This is a genomic window from Arthrobacter sp. P1_A5, from assembly GCF_056406825.1.
Genome location: NZ_JBFTZL010000068.1, coordinates 1 through 17,970, shown reverse-complemented (window position 1 = coordinate 17,970; position 17,970 = coordinate 1). Strand labels below are relative to the sequence as shown.

Genomic DNA, 17,970 nt, shown 5'->3' with positions numbered 1-17,970 from the left:
CACCGACACCATYGACCTGTACTACCTGCACCGCCKTGACCTCCGCGTTCCGATWGTGGAAACCGTGGAGGCCATGGCGGAGCTGGTRCAGGCCGGCAAGGTGCGGCATCTGGGCCTGTCMGAGGTGACGGCCGAGGAGCTGCGCGACGCCAGCCGCGTCCATCCGATCGCCGCGGTCCAGAGCGAATGGTCCATCTGGAGCCGCGACGTGGAACGCAACGTGGTGCCCGCCGCCGCCGAACTCGGGGTGGGATTTGTGCCGTATTCGCCGCTGGGCCGGGGATTCCTCACCGGCACCGTGGACGCCTCGACGCTGGGCAGCAACGACTTCCGCCGCAACATCCCGCGGTTCGCCGCGGATGCTGCCAGCGCCAACCAGGGCGTGGTGGCGGCCGTGCAGGCAGTCGCTGCGGAACTGAGCGTTGCCGGGCAGGCTGCAACTCCTGCCCAGGTGGCGCTGGCCTGGCTGCTCGCGCGGGGCCGCCAGCTGGGACTGCCCGTGGTCCCCATCCCCGGCACCCGCAAGGCGGACCGGATCGACGAAAACCTGGGCGCCCTGGCCCTCGACTTCACCTCAGCGCAACTGAGGACGCTCGAGTCCGCCGCGGACGCCGTCGTCGGTTCCCGCGCCGCGGACCCCAACTGGGTGTCCCAAGGCCGTGAATAGCGGGTCCGTAGACTGAAGCCCATGGACTCGCTCATTCACTCTTTACGTGACATCACCATCCGCCGGATTTCGGTCGGCGAGATGGACAACAATGTTTACCTGCTCACGGCCAAGGCCTCCGGCGCGCAGCTCCTGATCGATGCGGCCGATGATCTGGCCGCCATCCAGGGGCTGCTCGCGGACGCCGCCGCGGATACTTCCGCGACGCCGAAGCTGGCGCTGGTTGCCACCACCCACCAGCACTGGGACCATGTCCGGGCGCTGCCGGGCCTGGTGGAAGCCACCGGTGTGAAAACGGCGGCCGGGACAGAGGATGCCCCGGAGCTGCCGGTGCCGGTGGATGTACTGCTGGATCACGGGGACGTCGGCAACTTCGACGGCTTCGACGTGACGGCTGTACATCTGCGCGGCCACACACCGGGTTCGATCGCCCTCGTGTACCAGGACCCCGAGGGCCCGGCCCACATCTTTTCCGGCGACTCGCTGTTCCCCGGCGGGGTAGGCAACACACAGAAGGATCCGGCGCGCTTTGCCCAGCTGATCACCGATGTGAGCGAGCGGCTGTTCGATGTATATCCGGATGACACCGTGGTGCACCCGGGACACGGCCAGCCCACCACCCTCGGCGCGGAACGGCCGCACCTGGAAGAGTGGCGCGCCCGCGGCTGGTAGGGCCTGAAACCTCATCGAGTGCTCCAGAACTGCCGTTATGAACCCTTTAAACGGCAGTTACGGAGCACTCGATGGTGGTTAGCTGGGGCCACGACCGCCGGGTTCCCTGACCGAGCTTGCGAGGTTAGGGAGCGGTTGGGGATTAGCGGCTGCGGCGTTCGTTCGAGGCCGGAGCCGACGCGCGGCGGGGGCCGGAGCCGCGGGCCGGCCGTCCTTCACCGGAACGGCCATTGCCGCCGCCGGCGTAGGATCCGCCCGAGGTGCCACCGGTGTTGGAGGACCAGACAGCAGCGCTGCCACCGGATTTGCTGCCAGCGGACTTGGCGCCGGCAGCTGCACGCTGGCCGGTTGCCGGGCGTCCGCTGCGCTGGCCGCCGGTCGAAGCGCCGATGCGGGGTGCGCCACCGGAGCGGGGAGCGCCACCTGTGCGGGGTGCTCCGCTGCGGGGAGCCGAAGCGCCCCGGGCGTCGCTGCGTCCCTCGGCGGCGCGTCCGTCCGAACCACGGCCGGCCGCGGCACGACCGCCGGCTGCCGGAACATCGTTGTGGTGCGCGTAGGCGGTGGTGCGGCCGCGGCCACGCGCATTCCGGCGCTCGGCGCGCTCGGCCTCCGCGCGGTCCTCGTTCTTCTCCGCGACGCGCTCAGCAGCGTTGCGGGCAGCAGCCTGGCCTTCATAGGCTACAGCGCGGCGCTCGGCGCGCGGCAGATCGGTGCGGGGAGCCTCGGCTCCGACGCGTCCGCGTCCGCCACGGCCACCACGGCCACCCGCAGTGGGTGCAGCCTGCGTGGTGCGGCGGGCGCGCTTGCGCTCGGCGTTGGCACCGGTGGAGCTACCGCCGCCGTGCTGTGCGGCCTTGGCGGCCAGCAGCGCGGCGCGGGTGCGCGGATCGATCTTGTCGGCCATTTCGCCGACCAGTTCAGCAACCAGCGGGGAGTTGGCGGTGACGCGCTCGAAGTTGACCTCGACGCCGGCAGCCTTCATCAGCTTCTTGACGTCGGACTGCTGCTCGGGCAGGGTCAGCGTGACCACGGTTCCGTCGGAACCGGCGCGGGCCGTACGGCCTGAGCGGTGCAGGTACGCCTTGTGCTCCGTGGGCGGATCCACGTGGATGACCAGTTCGACGTCGTCGACGTGGACGCCGCGGGCCGCGACGTCGGTGGCCACCAGGACGCGGACATCGCCGGAGGAGAACTCGGCCAGGTTGCGGTCACGGGCGTTCTGCGAGAGGTTGCCGTGCAGATCGACGGCGGGGATGCCGGCGTCGGTCAGGGTCTTGGCCAGCTTGCGGGCGTGGTGCTTGGTGCGCATGAAGAGTACGCGGCGGCCGGCGCCGGAGGCGAGCTCGACGATCAGCTGCTTCTTGACGGTCTGGTCGTTGACCACCAGCACGTGGTGTTCCATGGTGGTCACCGCGGCCTGCGGGTCGTCCACGGAGTGGGTCAGCGGGTTGGACAGGTAGCGCTGGACGATCTTGTCCACGCCGTTGTCCAGGGTGGCGGAGAACAGCAGGCGCTGGCCCTGGGTGGGGGTCATGTCCATGAGCTTCTTGACCACCGGGAGGAAGCCAAGGTCGGCCATGTGGTCGGCCTCGTCCAGGACGGTGATCTCGACTGCTTCGAGGGTCAGGATGCGCTGGCGGATCAGGTCCTCCAGGCGGCCCGGGCAGGCGATGACGATGTCGACGCCGGCGCGCAGGGCCTTTTCCTGGCGGGCCTGGGAGATGCCGCCGTAGATCACGGTGGTGGTCAGGCCCATGGCCTTGGCCATCGGCTCGATGGTCGCGTTGATCTGCGTGGCCAGCTCGCGGGTGGGCGCCAGGACCAGGCCCATCGGGCGGCCGGGCTTGCGGAAGTGCTTGGCTTCGCGCTCTGCGAGTCGTGCCACCAGCGGGATGGCGAATGCGATGGTCTTGCCGGAGCCGGTGCGGCCGCGGCCCAGGACGTCGCGTCCGGACAGGGTGTCGGGAAGGGTCTTGACCTGGATCGGGAAGGGCTCCACGATCCCCTGTGCGGTCAGGGTGTCGGCAAGTGCTTTGGGCGTGCCGAGGGCAGCAAATGTAGTCATGTGTTTCAAAGTCTTTCAGGCGGTATCCGTGCGGATATCGGCCCCCGATGCCGGTTGGCTCAAGGGTTCGCCGAAGAAAAGTCAGGTGATCAACCGGGCTGCTGCCAAACTTCAGCAAGCGGCCGCCGGGACCAAATGGAACGCGTTCATCGACGCAGGATGTGCCTCTCACATGAAAAAATCCCACTGCCTGCGTGCGGATTCCCGAAGGAATCCGGCAGGGATCCGGCTGATGGACCGAAGCCGGTCAACCAAATCAAAAGTGGGCATCACTGCACATCAAGTTTTAGTAGTCTACCACCCAGGATGCCCGGGCCCCGTATCCGTGACGGCCGGGCCGGCCCCTAGCCCGCCATGCTGGGGGCTTGGAACAGCGGCATGTGGGACGACTGGGCCGGTGCATGAGCGGATGTGTTGACGGCCGCCCGTGACGGCGTTTTGGCCGGTCCCGGGCCAGCCGGCCGCAGGATCACGAGCGCCTCGGCGTCGATGAGGCGGCGGGTCCCCGTCCGGGCATCCAGGATCCAGAACAGGTCCACGCCTGTGACGGTCTGGGTCACCGGGCCCCGGTGGAAGAGCTTCCCGTTGTGCCACGCCTCGATCTCGTCCCCCACGTTCAACTCGGCCGAGCTGCGGATCTGCCGTGCTTCGTCAACGTCCATGGTCATTGCCCTTCCCCAGCGTTCAATGTCTTGTGCCCAGCATTCATGACGCAAGTTTCAGAATGGTTTCCGGAGCGTGATTTCCACGTGTCCGTCCGCCTGCGCGGCGCCCGGACGGAAGCCCGGACGGTCTATTGACCGCCGTTACGTCCGGGAGGACCATGGTGGGCGGGAAGGGCCGCGCGACGGGCGGGCCGTGAGGGGAGTCGCACGCAATGCCGCGAATAGTCTCCGCTGGCCTGTTTCGGGTCATCCAGCTGGCGTTGTTTCCCTTGAGTGCGGCCGGCTACATCACATCCGTCCCCGGGATGCTTGCCTACAGCCGGCGCACCGGCACGTCGGCCACGCTGCTCGCATCCCTCTACACGCGCTGGATGCAGCACCGTCTGGGGACACGGCCGGACGTCCCCGCGGCCCGGCTCATGGCCGTTCTGCCGAACGTGTCCGCGACTGGCATCCAGATGGAGACCGCCCCCACGCTCGCCGCCCACCTGATCACGGGCTACGTGCCCAGGCTCTACCGCTATCCGTACCCGGGGCGGGCACCGATGCGCCACCAGCCGACAGCACGGACCAGCCTCTATGACGCGGCCGTTCAAAGGCATCGCGGCGGCATCGACCAGCTCGTAATCCTCGGAGCGGGATTCGACACCCGGGCGTTCCGGCTGGCGCCCGGGGACCGGGTGCGCTGCTTTGAACTCGATCTGCCCCGGACCCAGGCTTTCAAACTCGCGATGCTCGAAAAGGCGGGCCTCTCCACGCGCCTGGCCACGTACGTACCCGCCGATTTCGAGACCGAGGACTGGATGGAGAAGCTGCTCGCTGCCGGTTTCGACCCGAACCGGCCCGCACTGTTCCTCTGGGAAGCGGTGACCATGTACCTGGACCGCGCCTCCGTCGAGGCGACGCTGCGCAGGATCGCCGGCACCGCCCCGGGCAGCATCGTGGCCTTCGACTACTTTTCGAGGGAAACGATCACCTCGGGATCGCCCTACATGCGGTATGCGCGGGCTACCGCGAGATTCGTCGGCGAGCCCCTGACCTTTGGGATCGACAACACTCCCCCGGCCAGGAAAAGCGCCGCGGACTTTGTTGGGGGCTTCGGACTGGTGCTTGAGGAGCACAGGAATTTCGGCAAGGAGACCCGACGGCGGTCCGCGCCGGGAGGGTTCGTCACCGCCGTCGTGCCTGAAAACAAACAGCGAAACCCGGCGAACCGCCGTGATGAGGGGAACCATGACAAAACGCAGCCACAGCCACGAGCATGACGCCGACGAGCATGACACAGCCGAACATGCGGCCGTCGAGGATGCGGCGCCCGGTTCCGCAGCCCGGATGTGGGATGAAAAGTACAGCAGCCGGTCCAGGATGTGGAGCGGGGAGCCGAATCCGCAACTCGTTGCCGAGGTGGCGGACCTTCCTGCCGGCGAGGCTCTGGACCTGGGGTGCGGCGAGGGCGCGGACGCGATGTGGCTTGCTGCCCGCGGTTGGAGCGTGACGGGCCTGGACGTTTCCGCCGTCGCCCTGGAGCGTGCGGCCGCCCACGCCCGGGAACGGGGCCAGGACGCCGCCATCGAGTGGGTGCAGCAGGATCTTGCCACCTGGGTCCCGGACCGGTTGTTCGACCTCGTCACGGCCCAGTTCCTGCATTCCACCCAGATGCCGTGGCAGCAGGCTTTGCAGCTCGCCGCGGCCGCGGTGCGGACCGGCGGGACGCTGCTGATCGTCGGCCATCACCCCGACGGGCTGCCTCCGTGGGGCGCGCACCATACTCCGGAGAAGTTCTTCACCGCCGAGGACCTTGCCCGGGAACTCCGGATCGAGGAGCCGCTGTGGCGTGCCGAGGTCCTGGACAGCCGGCGTCGCAGCGCCGTCGGGCCCGACGGCGAGGCAGTGTCCCTCACGGATGCCGTGCTGCGGGCCACGCGCCTGGCCGCCCAGTAGACGGCCCAACGGCCTGTCGGGCAATCGGTCGAGGGAGCATCCCCTGGATCACGGACGCCGTCGCTGACCCACCCCCGAAATCGATACACTGCCGGGCCATCCACTTCGGGTTCTGTTCCGATTCCCCAATGTGGCTGGAACTGACCGCGCCCGTGGCCGCCCTGTGGACCTACAGCAACACCGCATGACCTAGCAATCAGGGGAAGGGAACATCATGGGAATCGACGGCAAGGCCAAACTCACGGTCATCCACCACATCGGTGCAGCCACAGAAGGTACCGGCACGGTGACTGGCAATGAGGACCTCAAGCGCGATGGCCAACATGAGCAGGCCCGGCCCAAGCTGTCGGAGGCCCGCGACCGCGTCAAGGACGCCGCCGACATCGGAGCCATCAGGGCCGCTGAAGGTTAAGGACGGCTTCGCCAAGGAGTAGCGGGCGCAACTGGACTGCCCAACTGGGCTGCGCCGCAGCTGAGCTCTGCAAGGAACGGCCCCGCCCAAGGCGGGGCCATTCTGTTGTGCAGGGCCGGCCCGAGCCGGCCAACGCTGCGGAAAGCTAACGGCGGCCCTCCGCGGCCGCTGCCGCGAAAAAATGTGACAAAAGACAGCGGACGACAACTGAAGCTAAGATGGTCGACAGTTGTCGAGCCTGCCTGCGGGCGGGCGATCCACGGAAAAGCGGTGCCAGCGCCCGCACCGGGCGACTGTGCCGACGTCGCGTCCTCCCCCAGAGTCCGCGAAGATTGCCGGTTCCCGCGCCTTCCGGGAGCCTCGTCCCGCCGGGAGCGCGGCGGCACCCCACCGACCAGCCGGACCACATACGCGGACCGCTCCGACAACAGGGACCACGAAATACCGGCCCTAACCTTGATCTACCCGCCAAAACTGTTACCTCCGTCACACTCTGACGGATCCGTGCGGCCCGCACTGTGGAACCCCCGCCGGCGACCGCCTGTGACAAGGAAGAAGCCTCATGTCTGAACGCACCACCACGGCCGCTCCGGCCACTGCAGAATCTGACATTGCCCAAACTGGAACTGCCGCCTCCGCCAGCGGTGACTCCGGGAACCGCGGGCCGCACCTCGCCCGGGCCCTCGGCAACCGCCACATCCAGCTGCTCGCCATCGGCGGCGCCATTGGCACCGGCCTGTTCATGGGGTCCGGGAAAACCATCTCGCTCGCCGGGCCCTCCGTCATCTTCGTCTACATGATCATCGGCTTCATGCTGTTCTTCGTGATGCGTGCCATGGGCGAGATCCTGCTCTCCAACCTGAACTACAAGTCCTTCAGCGACTTCGCCGGTGACCTGCTGGGGCCGTGGGCCGGCTTCTTCACCGGATGGTCCTACTGGTTCTTCTGGGTGGTCACCGGGGTGGCGGACATCGTCGCCATTTCCGGCTACGTGGACAAGCTCGCTCCCGGCACGCCCCTGTGGATCCCTGCGCTGCTCACGCCCGTGGTCTTGATCCTCCTGAACCTCCCCACCGTGAAGGCATTCGGTGAAGCGGAGTTCTGGTTTGCCATCATCAAGGTGGTCGCCATCGTGGCCCTGATCGTCACCGGCGCGGTCATGATCGCCACCCACTTCACGTCCCCGAACGGCGCGGAAGCCAACCTCGCCAACATGTGGAACGACGGCGGCATGTTCCCGCACGGYMTGTTCGGCTTCRTCCTCGGCTTCCAGATCGCCATCTTCGCTTTCGCCGGAATCGAACTGGTGGGCACCGCCGCCGCCGAAACCAAGGACCCGGAAAAGAACCTGCCGCGCGCCATCAACTCCATCCCGGTCCGCGTCCTCCTCTTCTACGTGGGCGCCCTGGTGGTCATCATGGCCGTCAATCCGTGGCGCACCATCGACCCCGCCAGCAGCCCGTTCATCGGCATGTTCACCCTCGCCGGGCTGGGGATCGCCGCGGTGGTCATTAACCTTGTGGTCCTGACCTCCGCCGCCTCCAGCGCCAATTCCGGAATCTACTCAACCTCCCGGATGGTCTACGGCCTCGCCCAGGACGGGAACGCGCCCAAAGCGTTCGGAAAGCTCAGCGTCCGCAAAGTACCGCAGAACGCGCTGCTGTTCTCCTGCATCTTCCTGCTGGCCGGCCTGGTCCTGCTCTACTCCGGCGACTCCGTGATCGGCGCGTTCACGGTGGTCACTTCCGTGGCGTCCGTGCTGACCATGTTTGTGTGGTCCATGATCCTGGTCAGCTACATCGTCTTCCGCCGCCGCCGGCCGGCCCTGCACGAGGCGTCGTCCTTCAAGATGCCCGGCTCCGCCTTCATGCCGTACGTCGTGCTCGCCTTCTTCGTGTTCATGCTGGTGGCCCTGGGGCAGGCCGACGACACCCGGCTGGCACTCTTCGTGGCGCCCGTGTGGTTCCTGTTGCTGGGCGCGGCCTGGCACTTCAACCGCAAGTCCCCGCTGCAGCAGGCCCGGATTGTGGAATGGAAGGCCGTCCGCTCGCAGGAGGGAGCCCGCGCGTCTGCCTGATCCCCGCGCGGAAACAACGGAGCGCTGAAACAAAGGAGCGCTGACGCACAGGAGCCCCGGCCGGATCATCCGGCCGGGGCTCCTGTGCAGTGCTTGTTATGGTGCAGCGCTTTTTATGGTGCAGGGCGCATCAAGGTGCTGTGCCCGTTCTAGTGGTTGCCGCTACGAGCGTTTGGTGACGGCGGCCGGGACGACGGCGACGCGCGGCGCGACGGCCACGGCGGCGATCCCGATCACCGCCGTCAGCGCGAACACCCCGGCAAACGACGCCGACGGCGCCGCCGTCGCGAACGCTGCGAACACGATCCCAGTGCCGGCGAGGGCCAGGGCACCGCCGAGGGAATCCGAAATGGACATCGCCGAACTGTTGAAACCCTCGGTGTCCTTGGTGGAGAGCGCCAGGGTCATGACGCTCAGCCGCGGATACATCAGGCCCATGCCGCCCCCCGCGAAGATCCATCCCGCGATCGCGACCGCGGCCGGCCAGGCCAGTACCGTGGTCACGAAGGCCAGGACGACGGCGCCAAGGACCATGGCCGATCCGATCCGCACCGCCCTCCGGTGCTCCAGCCGGGTCCCCAGCCTGCCCTGGATGGCCGATGCCGCCGCCCAGGCGATGGCGCCGCCGGTGAGCGTGAGGCCAGCAAATGTCGGGGCGAAGGCGTAGCGTTCCACGAGCAGGTACGGCAGGTAGACCTCGGCGCCGAAAAACGCCGCGGATGCCAGGCCGCGGGTAAGGATCACGCTCGGCAGGCCGCGCCGGGCGGTCAGCGTTCCGCGCGGCATGAGGGGACGGACGGCCAGGAGCGCGACGGCGACGGCGGCCGCCGCCAGCACCCCGCCGGCGACCGGTACCGCTGCGGACAGGTTCAGGCCCAGCACGGCGAGCGCCGCCAGCGCCGCCAGCGCCAACTTGACAAGGCCTCCCGGCGGACGGCCGCGGGACCCTGGCTCAGCGGCCGGGGAATCTCCGTCGGCGCCGCCCGTGCTGCCGTTCAGGCCGCGCAGAGCCGGGGCCGTCAGGAGCAGGGCCGGCACCACGAGCCCGACCACGCCGAGAAAGACCCACTGCCAGCCGGCCAGTTGGGCCACGGCGCCGGCCGCGAACGGTCCCACGAGGGACGGGATGACCCAGGCCGCGGAGAAGGCGGMGAAAATTTTCGGATGCAGGACCGGCGGGTAGACCCGGGCAATCACCACGTACAGGGCCACGGTAAGCCCGCCCCCGCCGAGTCCCTGCACCAGCCGTCCGGACACGAGGACCGGCATGGTTCCGGCGGTCCCAGCGATGAGCAGGCCGAGCACGAACATGCCCACTGCGGCCAGGAGCGGCGCCACCGGCCCCTTGCGGTCCGACCAGCTGCCCGCGGCCACCATCCCGATCACCCCGGTGGCGAGCGGCCCGGCGAAGGCCAAGGCGTAGAGTCCCGCCCCATCCAGTTCCCGGCTGACGAGCGGCATGATGGTGGTCACCGCCAGCGACTCGAAGGCCGCCAGGAACACCAGTGCGCAGGCGCCGAGGGTCACCAACAGGTAGCTGCGGTGGAAGATGCCGGCCGATTCCGGGACGGCTTTCGGACGGGACTCCTGGTGAGGGGGCGGGTCGGTCTGGGGCACGTGCCACAGCTTACAACCGGACCCCCGCAGCCCGCCCTCCTGTGGGCTTATCAGCTGGCCGTTCGGCTTATCAGCTGCCGGTCCGCCGCCGTCAGTCCGCCTCGTCGAACCCCTGGGCAGGAACCACGACGGCGCCACTGGCCCTGGAGTCCGGGTTCAGCATCCAGCCCACACGCTTGACGGTGCTCAGCATGACGACGCTTTCCACGAGCTCGATCCCGGGCACTTTTTGCTGCAGCGCCACCTCGATGTTCATGACGTCCGCCAGGGACTGCAGCCACATGATGATCACGAAATTCGTTGGCCCCGTGGTGGAGGCGCTGAGCCGGACGTTCCGCATGGTCCTCAGCTCCGCGGCGGCTGCCTCGTGCCGCCCGGCCGGGACGTTGACGAACCATTGGCAGGTCACGGGGAAAGCGGAGAGTTTCTGGGCCACCTCGCACCGGAATGACAGGATGCCGCTGGCGAGCACACGGTTGAGCTGGCGCTGGACGGTGGCCGGGTGCCTGCCCAGGCCGCGGGCGATGTCTGCCGCCGTGGCCCGCCCGTCCCTGGCCAGGAACGGCAGGAGCGCCAGGTGGCTTTCCGGCAGCGCTTCCCGGGCGGCAGCCTGGGCAACCCCGGTGGCCTCGGGGCCGGCCAACGCCCGCACGGCGGCCTGCTGCGCGCGGCTCAACACGTTCAGCCGCCAGGAGCCGCCGCTCGCGTGCAGCCTGGTGCACAGGGCGGTCTGATATTTGAGGAGGCCGTCAATCTCCTTCAGCCGCGAGATGACTTTCAGGCTGAAATCGTCCAGGGAGGGCGTAATGACGGTCAGCATGAGGTCCCGGTGGCTGGCTGCCTCCTCCACCGTGACGATTTCCGGCATCTCGGCGAGCCTGGCGGTGACTTCGTCGCGCCGGTGCATTTCGCAGTCCACAGCGACGAATGCCAGGCACATTTGCTGGGGGTCACCGATCAGGTGAGCGGTGATCCAGGACACGCCAGAGTCCAACAGCCGCTCCCACCGGGCGGCCAGGGTGGTGGCGTGCACGCCCAGCACCTGCGCCGCATCCGCCCAGCTCAGCCGCGGGGCAATCTGCAGGACGTTGATCAGCGCGAGATCGTCCTCGCTGAGTTCCATCATTCTTCCCTTCATCCATGCACGAAACCTGCGGCAACAGTCTATTCGTGCATTTTTTCTGGCCTTCGGGCGGGTGTGAACTGTGTCACTTGAGAATAGACGCAGGACGTCCCCGCCGGACGTGAACCAAGGAACTTCGAAAAACAAGCCAGTCGCCAACCAGGCGATGTTCGACAAACGACAAACGACAAACAAGGAGAACACGTGCCGATCACCGCAGATGCCCGGGAAATGCAGACGGACCTTGCCCGGCTCCGCCATGAACTGCACCGGGAACCCGAGATCGGCCTGGCGCTGCCCCGCACCCAGGAGAAGGTGCTCAAGGCCTTGGATGGGCTTCCCTACGAGATCACCCTGGGCCAGGAGACGACGTCGGTCACCGCAGTACTGCGGGGCCAGGGGCCCGGCACCGAAGGGGGCTCGCGCCCGGCGGTGCTGCTGCGCGCTGACATGGACGGCCTGCCGGTGCAGGAGAAGACGGGCGTGGACTACACGTCCAGGATCGACGGCGCCATGCACGCCTGCGGCCACGACCTGCACACCTCCATGCTGGCAGGGGCCGCCACCCTCCTGGCCGAACGCCGGCACCAGCTGGCCGGCGACGTCGTCCTGATGTTCCAGCCCGGCGAGGAAGGCTTCGACGGCGCGAGCCACATGATCCGCGAAGGCGTGCTGGATGCCGCCGGCCGGCGTGTGGACGCCGCCTATGGCATGCACGTGTTTTCCGCCCTGGAACCGTACGGCACGTTCTGCACCAAGCCCGGCGTCATGCTGAGTTCCTCCGACGGCCTGGTGGTCACCGTGCTCGGCGCCGGCGGCCACGGGTCGGCCCCGCACTCGGCCAAGGACCCCGTCACGGCGGCCGCCGAGATGGTCACCGCCCTCCAGGTCATGATCACCCGCCAGTTCAACATGTTCGACCCCGTAGTCCTCTCCGTGGGGGTCCTCCAGGCCGGCACGAAGCGCAACATCATCCCGGAAACCGCACGCATCGAGGCCACCATCAGGACCTTCTCCGAGGAAGCCCGGCAGAAAATGATGGACGCCGTGCCGCGGCTGCTGAAGGGAATCGCGGCGGCACACGGCCTGGACGTCGATGTCGACTACCAGCAGGAGTATCCGCTGACCATCACGGACGAGGACGAAACGCACACCGCGGAGAACGTCATTGCGGGCCTGTTCGGCGACTCCCGGCTCTCCCGCTGGGCCACCCCGCTGAGCGGCTCCGAAGACTTCTCGCGGGTTCTGGCCGAGGTCCCCGGCACGTTCATCGGGCTGAGCGCCGTCCCCCGGGACGCCGACCATGCCACCTCCGCGTTCAACCACTCCCCGTACGCCACGTTCGACGACGGCGTGCTGGCTGACGGCGCCGCACTCTACGCCGAGCTCGCCATCTCAAGGCTGGCCGCACTCGCGGCCGCCGACGCTCCTGCCGCGGCCAACACGGTTGCCGCGGCCTCCGCCCTTTCCTAACCCGCACCCCCGAGGGAGAAGACCATGACTGCAGCCACGATCACGCCGGCGGCAACCCGAACATCCACCCGCAAGACGCTCGTCGGCACCGGCATCGGCAATGCCGTCGAATGGTATGACTGGGCGATCTACGCCACGTTCACGCCGTTCATCGCCAGCCAGCTTTTCAGCAAGTCGGATCCTGCGTCCGCGGTGCTGTCCACGCTGGCGATTTTCGCCGTCGGCTTCGTTGCCCGCCCTTTCGGCGGCTTCCTGTTCGGTTGGATCGGTGACCGGATCGGCCGGAAGGCTTCCATGACCCTGGCCGTGGGGCTGGCGTCGGTGGGCAGCCTGATGATCGGCATCGCTCCGACGTTCGCGGCCGTCGGCGTCTGGGCATCGCTCACGCTCCTGGTGGCGCGCCTGATCCAGGGCCTGGCCCACGGCGGCGAGCTGCCGTCGTCGCAGACGTACCTGTCCGAAATGGCGCCGAAGGAACACCGCGGCTTCTGGGCCACGCTGATCTACACCTCCGGCACCGTGGGCATCCTGTTCGGAACCCTGCTCGGTGCCGTGCTGAACATGACGCTGAGCACTGAACTCATGAACGCGTGGGGCTGGCGCATCCCGTTCCTGATCGGCGCGGCCATGGGTCTCTACGCGCTGATCATGCGGTCCCGGCTGCACGAAACGGACGTTTTCGAGGGTGAGGCCGCGACGGAGAAGCGCGCTCCGATCTGGCCGCAGATCGTCCGCCACCGCAAGCAGGCCCTCCAGGTGATCGGCCTGACGGTCGGCCTGACCGTGATCTACTACATCTGGGGTGTCGTCGCCCCCAGCTACGCCACCACCGCCCTGAAGATCGACCGGGGCGAGGCCCTGTGGGCCGGCGTGATCGGCAACATCGTGTTCATCGCGGCGCTGCCCTTCTGGGGCAAGCTGGCGGACCGGATCGGACGGAAGAAAGTGTTGTGGGCCGGTGCGATCGGCGCAGGCATCATGCACTTCCCGATGACCGCCCTGCTGAAGGATTCCGCCTGGCAGCTGGCCGTCAGCATGTCCGTCATGCTGATCTTCATCGCCGCCAGCGCGGCGATCGTCCCGGCCGTCTACGCCGAGCTGTTCCCCACCAGCATCCGCACCGTGGGCGTCGGAGTGCCCTACTCGATCTGCGTGGCCGTGTTCGGCGGAACCGCGCCCTATCTGCAGCAGTGGCTCGGCACCACGGTGCAGATGCCGCAGCTGTTCAATGTGTACGCCGTGCTGCTGCTCGCGATCTCCGCGGCCTGCGTCTTCACCATCCCGGAGACGAAGGGCAAGGACCTCACGCTCTGATCCGGTCCGGGCCGGTTGAGCTATCGGTTGTGGCTGTTCTGGAGGGTTCAGGACAGCCACAACTGATGGCTCATCCCGTTTTTGCAGGGGGAAGGGTCAGTCGCCGATGTAGCGGTCGCGCCCGGCCCGGTACCCGAACACCGCTGCAAGAGAGCCCACCAGCATGAACAGCACACCCGCCGCGGCAAAGGATCCGGTGAACTGGTGCAGCTGGCCGACCAGGAGCGTGCCGCTGGAGCCAATCCCGTAGCCCACGCCCTGCATCATCCCGGAAAGGTGGGCCGCGGTGTGCCCGTCCCTGGTGCGGACCATGATCAGCGTCAGCGCGGCGGCGGTCAGGCTTCCCTGCCCCAGGCCGAGCAGCCCGGTCCACAGCCACAGGAGTTCCACAGGCCCGAAGATGCTCAGCGCGAAGCCAGCGCCGGTCATGAGCGCCACCGCCGTGTTGAGGGCACGCTGGTCCCGGAACCTGGTGGCCAGCGCCGGCGCGAACAGCGAGCCCAACATCTGCAGCACAATCGAGGCCGAGACGATCAGGCCGGCCGTGCCGCCGTCCACCCCGCGTTCGCGCAGGATCGGCGCCAGCCAGGCGAAGACGCTGAAGGACATCATGGCCTGCAGGACCATGAACCCGGTCACCTGCCAGGCCACGGCGGAACGCCAGACGTTGACGCCGCCGGCCGGCCGCGCCGCCCCGCCGGGACGGGCCCGGAGCGCCGGCGGCAGGAACAGCAGAAGGACGACGCCGGCCGGCAGCGCCCAGAACCAGAGCGCCGCCGTCCATTCCCCGCTCGCGCGGAAGACCGGGAACGTGAAGCCGGCACCGAGCGCGGCCGAGGCACAGATCGCGGTGGTGTAGAGGCCGCCCATGAGGCCCAAGCGATGCGGGAAGTCACGCTTGACCACGCCCGGCAGCAGCACGTTGCACAGTGAAATCGCGGCACCGCACGCGGCGGTCCCGGCGAGCAGAGCCGGAAGGTGGCCGGCCGCCGGCAGCTCCACGGGCCGCAGCAGCAGCCCGGCAGTGAGCACCGCCATGGCACCGAGCAGCACCCGTTCGGCCCCGAACCGGCGTGCCAGMCCAGGGGCGAGCGGAGCGAACACCCCCAGCAGCGTCACCGGGACGGTGGTGAGCACCATGACCGCCCAGGCCGGAAGCCCGGCGTCGGCCGTCACCTCCGGCAGTACCGCAGCGAAGCTCGAAAAGACTGTGCGGAGGTTCAGCCCGATCAGGACCAGGCAGATCCCCAAATACGCGAGCTGCCGGCGGCCGGCCGCGCGGGGCGGCCCGGCGGGGCCGTCCCGGAGAACGGCGCCGGCCGAATGGTCCAACTCGTCAGTTTTCCCAGCTGAGGTCACCCGCCCCATTCTTGCAGCCCCGCGTCTTCACCCCTTCCCTTCACCCCTCCCTCAGCGGCTCAACCCCACCTCCGCGGCCGGCCCGCCGGGGCGGCCGCGGGATCCCCGGGCGGCCCGGCCCGGCGAACTCAACTATTCTGGAAGGGATGAGCGAATCCCCAGAATCCCCCGGCCTGCAGGCAAACCCGGAGTCCGGCGCCCCGGACCAGAGCCAGTTGCCGCGCCCCGTGACCCCCGGCAGCCAGGCCTCGTTCGGCACCTATGGGGGCCGTCCGGTGAGCTTTGTGCGCCGCGGCACGCGCCTTCAGGGCCGACGCCAGGCGGCCTGGGAGGAACACTCGGACCGTTGGGCGGTTGAGGTCCCCCGCCATGTCGCAAACACCTCCGTCCACCCGGACTATGTGTTCGACGCAGAGGCCGAATTCGGCCGCACGGCTCCGCTGGTTGTCGAGATTGGCTCCGGACTGGGCGACGCCGTTTGCCACGCCGCCGAGCAAAACCCGGACAAGGACTTCCTGGCCGTGGAGGTTTACACCCCCGGCTTGGCCAACACCTTGATCAAAATCAACAGCCGCGGACTGAGCAACGTGCGGGTTGTCGAGGCGAACGCCCCTGAGGTGCTCGCCACCATGCTCCCGGCCGGCTCCGTCACGGAACTATGGGTGTTCTTCCCGGATCCATGGCACAAGTCCCGGCATCACAAGCGCCGCCTCATTCAACCGGCGTTCGCTGATCTCGCCGCCCGGGCCATCAAGCCCGGCGGCATCTTCCGGATCGCGACCGACTGGTCCAACTACGCCGTTCACGTCCGCGAGGTCATGGCGGGCTCGGCGGAGTTCGAGAACCTGCACCAGGGCGAGCGCGCCGGCGCGGACAGCCCCCTGACCCAGGTGTGGGAATCCGGCGTCGAGTCCCGAGTGGGCGGAGCACCGGTCAAGGAAGGCCGGGCGCCGGTCAGCACCGAGCACACCGGACCCAACGAGGGCGTCGACGGGACCGGCGGGTGGGCGCCGCGGTTTGAGGGCCGTGTTCTGACCAGTTTCGAAAACAAGGCGCACGAAGCCGGCCGCCTGATCTTCGACCTCAGCTACCGCCGAATTTAGGCACCCCGGCGCGCGGGTGTCTTTTGTTGAGCGGCTTCGCGTGGCACGATTACGGAACGAACCACGCTGGGTAGTACTAAGGACACGATCATCAAACGAGAATTGAACGACGCTGCTGACGTCGCCGAGGACGTCACCAATTCGAAGCCCCTCGAAATCGCAGCGCGGGCCGGGTTCGCCGTGTCGGGGTTGCTGCACTTCCTCATCGGGCTGGTCGCGATCCGGCTTGCCATGGGCGGTCAGGGCCAGGCCGATGTCAGCGGCGCGGTGGAAGAGCTCGCCCGGCAGCCGGCGGGGCCGTTGCTGCTCTGGACATCGTTTGCCGCCTGCGTGGCGCTGGCCATCTGGCAGGCGTCCGACGCCATTTTCGATTTCGGGCACCTGCCGACCAAGAAAAAGGTCGGCAAGAAACTCAAGGCAGCCCTGCAGGCCGTGGTGTACACCGCGTTCGCCCTGACGCTCGCGTCGGTCGCCACCGGGGCCGGCTCCGACAACCGCGAGTCGACTTCCGACATGACCGTAAACCTCATGAAGGCACCGGGCGGCGTTGCACTCCTGGTGATCATCGGCGCCGCGGTAGCCGTCACCGGGATCGTCTACGCGATCCGCGGCTTCAAGAAGTCCTTCATCAAATACCTGCGCATGCCGTCCCAGCCGCAGGCGCGCACCGCAGTGACGGTGATCGGCATGGTGGGCTACGTTGCCAAGGGCTTTGCCCTGCTGCTGGTGGGCCTGCTCATCATCATCGCCACGGTGAAGGCACACCCCGAAGAGTCAACCGGGCTCGACGGCAGCCTGAAGGCCCTGCGGGAGCAGCCGTTCGGCGTGTACTTGCTGGCCGCAGTGGGCGTAGGCCTGATCTGTTACGGCATCTACATGGCGGTGCGGGCCAAGCTCGCGAAAATGTAGGCCCGCGCCCGTTGCCGGCTCCCGGACCGAACGGACCGCCGCGCCCCAGGAGTGGGCTACCCCTGGGGCACGGCGATGACAGCAACGGTCTGCTGCTGCTCATCGCGCATCTCGACACTGGCGATCCTGGCCAGCTGCACCGGCGTCGCCCCGGTGATCCGGACTCTGCCGGTGGGCGTGGCCGTCCACGCGCAGGCGCGGTCCACGCCGCCGTCACGGTCCTTTACCCAGAGTGAGAGGGTCCCGGCGACGGGCAGGCTGCGGCCGTCCACCGCCAGTTCGGTGCCCCAGGTTTTCTTGACGAGCCCCACCGTGACTTCCAACCCGCTGCTGGCCGCAACGGAATAGCTCGCGTCCGGTTTGGCGGGTTGGTTCAGCAGCGGACCGGCCAAGATCCCCAGCCCCAGGCATGCGGCGGCCGCCGCGGCCACCGCCGACGTCCACCGGCGCCGCACCTTCCGGCGTCGGGCGGCGAGCTCGTCCAGGAGCCGGCTTGGGACAGGTTCGGGTTCCGGCGGGACCAGCGCGCGGTCCCGGGCGGCCGCCGCCGCGGCGGTGAGCGCGACGGCGTCG

At 68.3% G+C, this 17,970-nt stretch carries 16 protein-coding genes; 10 read left to right on the top strand and 6 right to left on the bottom strand.

The window, feature by feature from the left end; genetic code table 11:
• Both AC1D1S_RS11435 and AC1D1S_RS11430 read left to right on the top strand, forming a co-directional pair.
• Positions 1 to 667, top strand: a 667-nt coding sequence (locus AC1D1S_RS11435) for an aldo/keto reductase (protein ID WP_476994480.1), incomplete at its 5' end; no start/stop codon positions are given.
• Positions 668 to 688: 21 nt separating this feature from the next.
• A complete protein-coding gene (locus tag AC1D1S_RS11430; protein WP_018774115.1) occupies positions 689 to 1,339 on the top strand; it encodes an MBL fold metallo-hydrolase in 651 nt (216 codons plus the stop codon).
• Positions 1,340 to 1,481: 142 nt separating this feature from the next.
• On the opposite strand, the gene AC1D1S_RS11425 is transcribed toward AC1D1S_RS11430, so the two are convergent.
• Positions 1,482 to 3,404 (bottom strand): DEAD/DEAH box helicase, encoded by a 1,923-nt coding sequence (locus AC1D1S_RS11425; protein ID WP_243180620.1) that lies wholly within the window; start codon positions 3,402 to 3,404, stop codon positions 1,482 to 1,484.
• Positions 3,405 to 3,748: 344 nt separating this feature from the next.
• Complete coding sequence (locus tag AC1D1S_RS11420) at positions 3,749 to 4,066, bottom strand: hypothetical protein (protein ID WP_243180619.1); 318 nt, start codon at positions 4,064 to 4,066, stop codon at positions 3,749 to 3,751.
• Between the two features lie 215 nt (positions 4,067 to 4,281).
• Between AC1D1S_RS11420 and AC1D1S_RS11415 the strand changes: the two genes are divergently transcribed.
• The 4 genes from AC1D1S_RS11415 to cycA all read left to right on the top strand — a co-directional run bounded on the left by AC1D1S_RS11415 (position 4,282) and on the right by cycA (position 8,499).
• A complete protein-coding gene (locus AC1D1S_RS11415) occupies positions 4,282 to 5,334 on the top strand; it encodes a class I SAM-dependent methyltransferase (RefSeq protein WP_243180618.1) in 1,053 nt (350 codons plus the stop codon).
• On the top strand, positions 5,303 to 6,010 hold the full coding sequence (locus AC1D1S_RS11410; RefSeq protein WP_243180617.1) for an SAM-dependent methyltransferase: 708 nt from the start codon (positions 5,303 to 5,305) through the stop codon (positions 6,008 to 6,010). The genes AC1D1S_RS11415 and AC1D1S_RS11410 overlap by 32 nt, the downstream gene beginning before the upstream one ends.
• Positions 6,011 to 6,224: 214 nt before the next feature.
• Positions 6,225 to 6,422: a CsbD family protein gene (locus AC1D1S_RS11405; RefSeq protein ID WP_243180616.1), complete on the top strand. Its 198-nt coding sequence runs from the start codon at positions 6,225 to 6,227 to the stop codon at positions 6,420 to 6,422.
• Between the two features lie 562 nt (positions 6,423 to 6,984).
• Complete coding sequence (gene cycA, locus AC1D1S_RS11400) at positions 6,985 to 8,499, top strand: D-serine/D-alanine/glycine transporter (protein ID WP_476994479.1); 1,515 nt, start codon at positions 6,985 to 6,987, stop codon at positions 8,497 to 8,499.
• 162 nt (positions 8,500 to 8,661) lie between these two features.
• On the opposite strand, the gene AC1D1S_RS11395 is transcribed toward cycA, so the two are convergent.
• Both AC1D1S_RS11395 and AC1D1S_RS11390 read right to left on the bottom strand, forming a co-directional pair.
• A complete protein-coding gene (locus tag AC1D1S_RS11395; RefSeq protein WP_476994478.1) occupies positions 8,662 to 10,116 on the bottom strand; it encodes an MFS transporter in 1,455 nt (484 codons plus the stop codon).
• Between the two features lie 91 nt (positions 10,117 to 10,207).
• Entirely contained in the window at positions 10,208 to 11,239 is a 1,032-nt protein-coding gene (locus AC1D1S_RS11390) for an Lrp/AsnC family transcriptional regulator (RefSeq protein WP_476994481.1), read from the bottom strand.
• A gap of 204 nt (positions 11,240 to 11,443) precedes the next feature.
• On the opposite strand from AC1D1S_RS11390, the gene AC1D1S_RS11385 reads away from it, so the two are divergent.
• Complete coding sequence (locus AC1D1S_RS11385; RefSeq protein WP_476945955.1) at positions 11,444 to 12,712, top strand: M20 metallopeptidase family protein; 1,269 nt, start codon at positions 11,444 to 11,446, stop codon at positions 12,710 to 12,712.
• A gap of 24 nt (positions 12,713 to 12,736) precedes the next feature.
• Complete coding sequence (locus AC1D1S_RS11380) at positions 12,737 to 14,026, top strand: MFS transporter (RefSeq protein ID WP_079550797.1); 1,290 nt, start codon at positions 12,737 to 12,739, stop codon at positions 14,024 to 14,026.
• A gap of 96 nt (positions 14,027 to 14,122) precedes the next feature.
• Here AC1D1S_RS11380 and AC1D1S_RS11375 read toward each other — a convergent pair whose 3' ends face one another.
• Positions 14,123 to 15,394 (bottom strand): MFS transporter, encoded by a 1,272-nt coding sequence (locus tag AC1D1S_RS11375; RefSeq protein WP_439954122.1) that lies wholly within the window; start codon positions 15,392 to 15,394, stop codon positions 14,123 to 14,125.
• A 137-nt stretch (positions 15,395 to 15,531) separates the two neighbouring features.
• Here AC1D1S_RS11375 and trmB point away from each other — a divergent pair, with 137 nt between their 5' ends.
• Together trmB and AC1D1S_RS11365 are read left to right on the top strand one after the other, a co-directional pair.
• Complete coding sequence (trmB, locus tag AC1D1S_RS11370; protein ID WP_243180612.1) at positions 15,532 to 16,488, top strand: tRNA (guanosine(46)-N7)-methyltransferase TrmB; 957 nt, start codon at positions 15,532 to 15,534, stop codon at positions 16,486 to 16,488.
• Between the two features lie 102 nt (positions 16,489 to 16,590).
• On the top strand, positions 16,591 to 17,397 hold the full coding sequence (locus AC1D1S_RS11365; RefSeq protein ID WP_243180611.1) for a DUF1206 domain-containing protein: 807 nt from the start codon (positions 16,591 to 16,593) through the stop codon (positions 17,395 to 17,397).
• 56 nt (positions 17,398 to 17,453) lie between these two features.
• Here the strand turns inward: AC1D1S_RS11365 and AC1D1S_RS11360 are convergent.
• Positions 17,454 to 17,970: anti-sigma factor (locus AC1D1S_RS11360; protein ID WP_476994477.1), on the bottom strand; the 517-nt coding region annotated here is incomplete at its 5' end.

What these genes read in the sequence shown, in the direction of transcription:
- AC1D1S_RS11430 (WP_018774115.1), top strand. Translation starts at nt 689, where the DNA reads ATGGACTCGCTCATTCACTCTTTACGTGACATCACCATCCGCCGGATT.
- AC1D1S_RS11415 (WP_243180618.1), top strand. Translation starts at nt 4,282, where the DNA reads ATGCCGCGAATAGTCTCCGCTGGCCTGTTTCGGGTCATCCAGCTGGCG.
- AC1D1S_RS11420 (WP_243180619.1), bottom strand. Translation starts at nt 4,066, where the DNA reads ATGGACGTTGACGAAGCACGGCAGATCCGCAGCTCGGCCGAGTTGAAC.
- AC1D1S_RS11405 (WP_243180616.1), top strand. Translation starts at nt 6,225, where the DNA reads ATGGGAATCGACGGCAAGGCCAAACTCACGGTCATCCACCACATCGGT.
- AC1D1S_RS11390 (WP_476994481.1), bottom strand. Translation starts at nt 11,239, where the DNA reads ATGGAACTCAGCGAGGACGATCTCGCGCTGATCAACGTCCTGCAGATT.
- AC1D1S_RS11380 (WP_079550797.1), top strand. Translation starts at nt 12,737, where the DNA reads ATGACTGCAGCCACGATCACGCCGGCGGCAACCCGAACATCCACCCGC.
- AC1D1S_RS11425 (WP_243180620.1), bottom strand. Translation starts at nt 3,404, where the DNA reads ATGACTACATTTGCTGCCCTCGGCACGCCCAAAGCACTTGCCGACACC.
- AC1D1S_RS11410 (WP_243180617.1), top strand. Translation starts at nt 5,303, where the DNA reads ATGACAAAACGCAGCCACAGCCACGAGCATGACGCCGACGAGCATGAC.
- trmB (WP_243180612.1), top strand. Translation starts at nt 15,532, where the DNA reads ATGAGCGAATCCCCAGAATCCCCCGGCCTGCAGGCAAACCCGGAGTCC.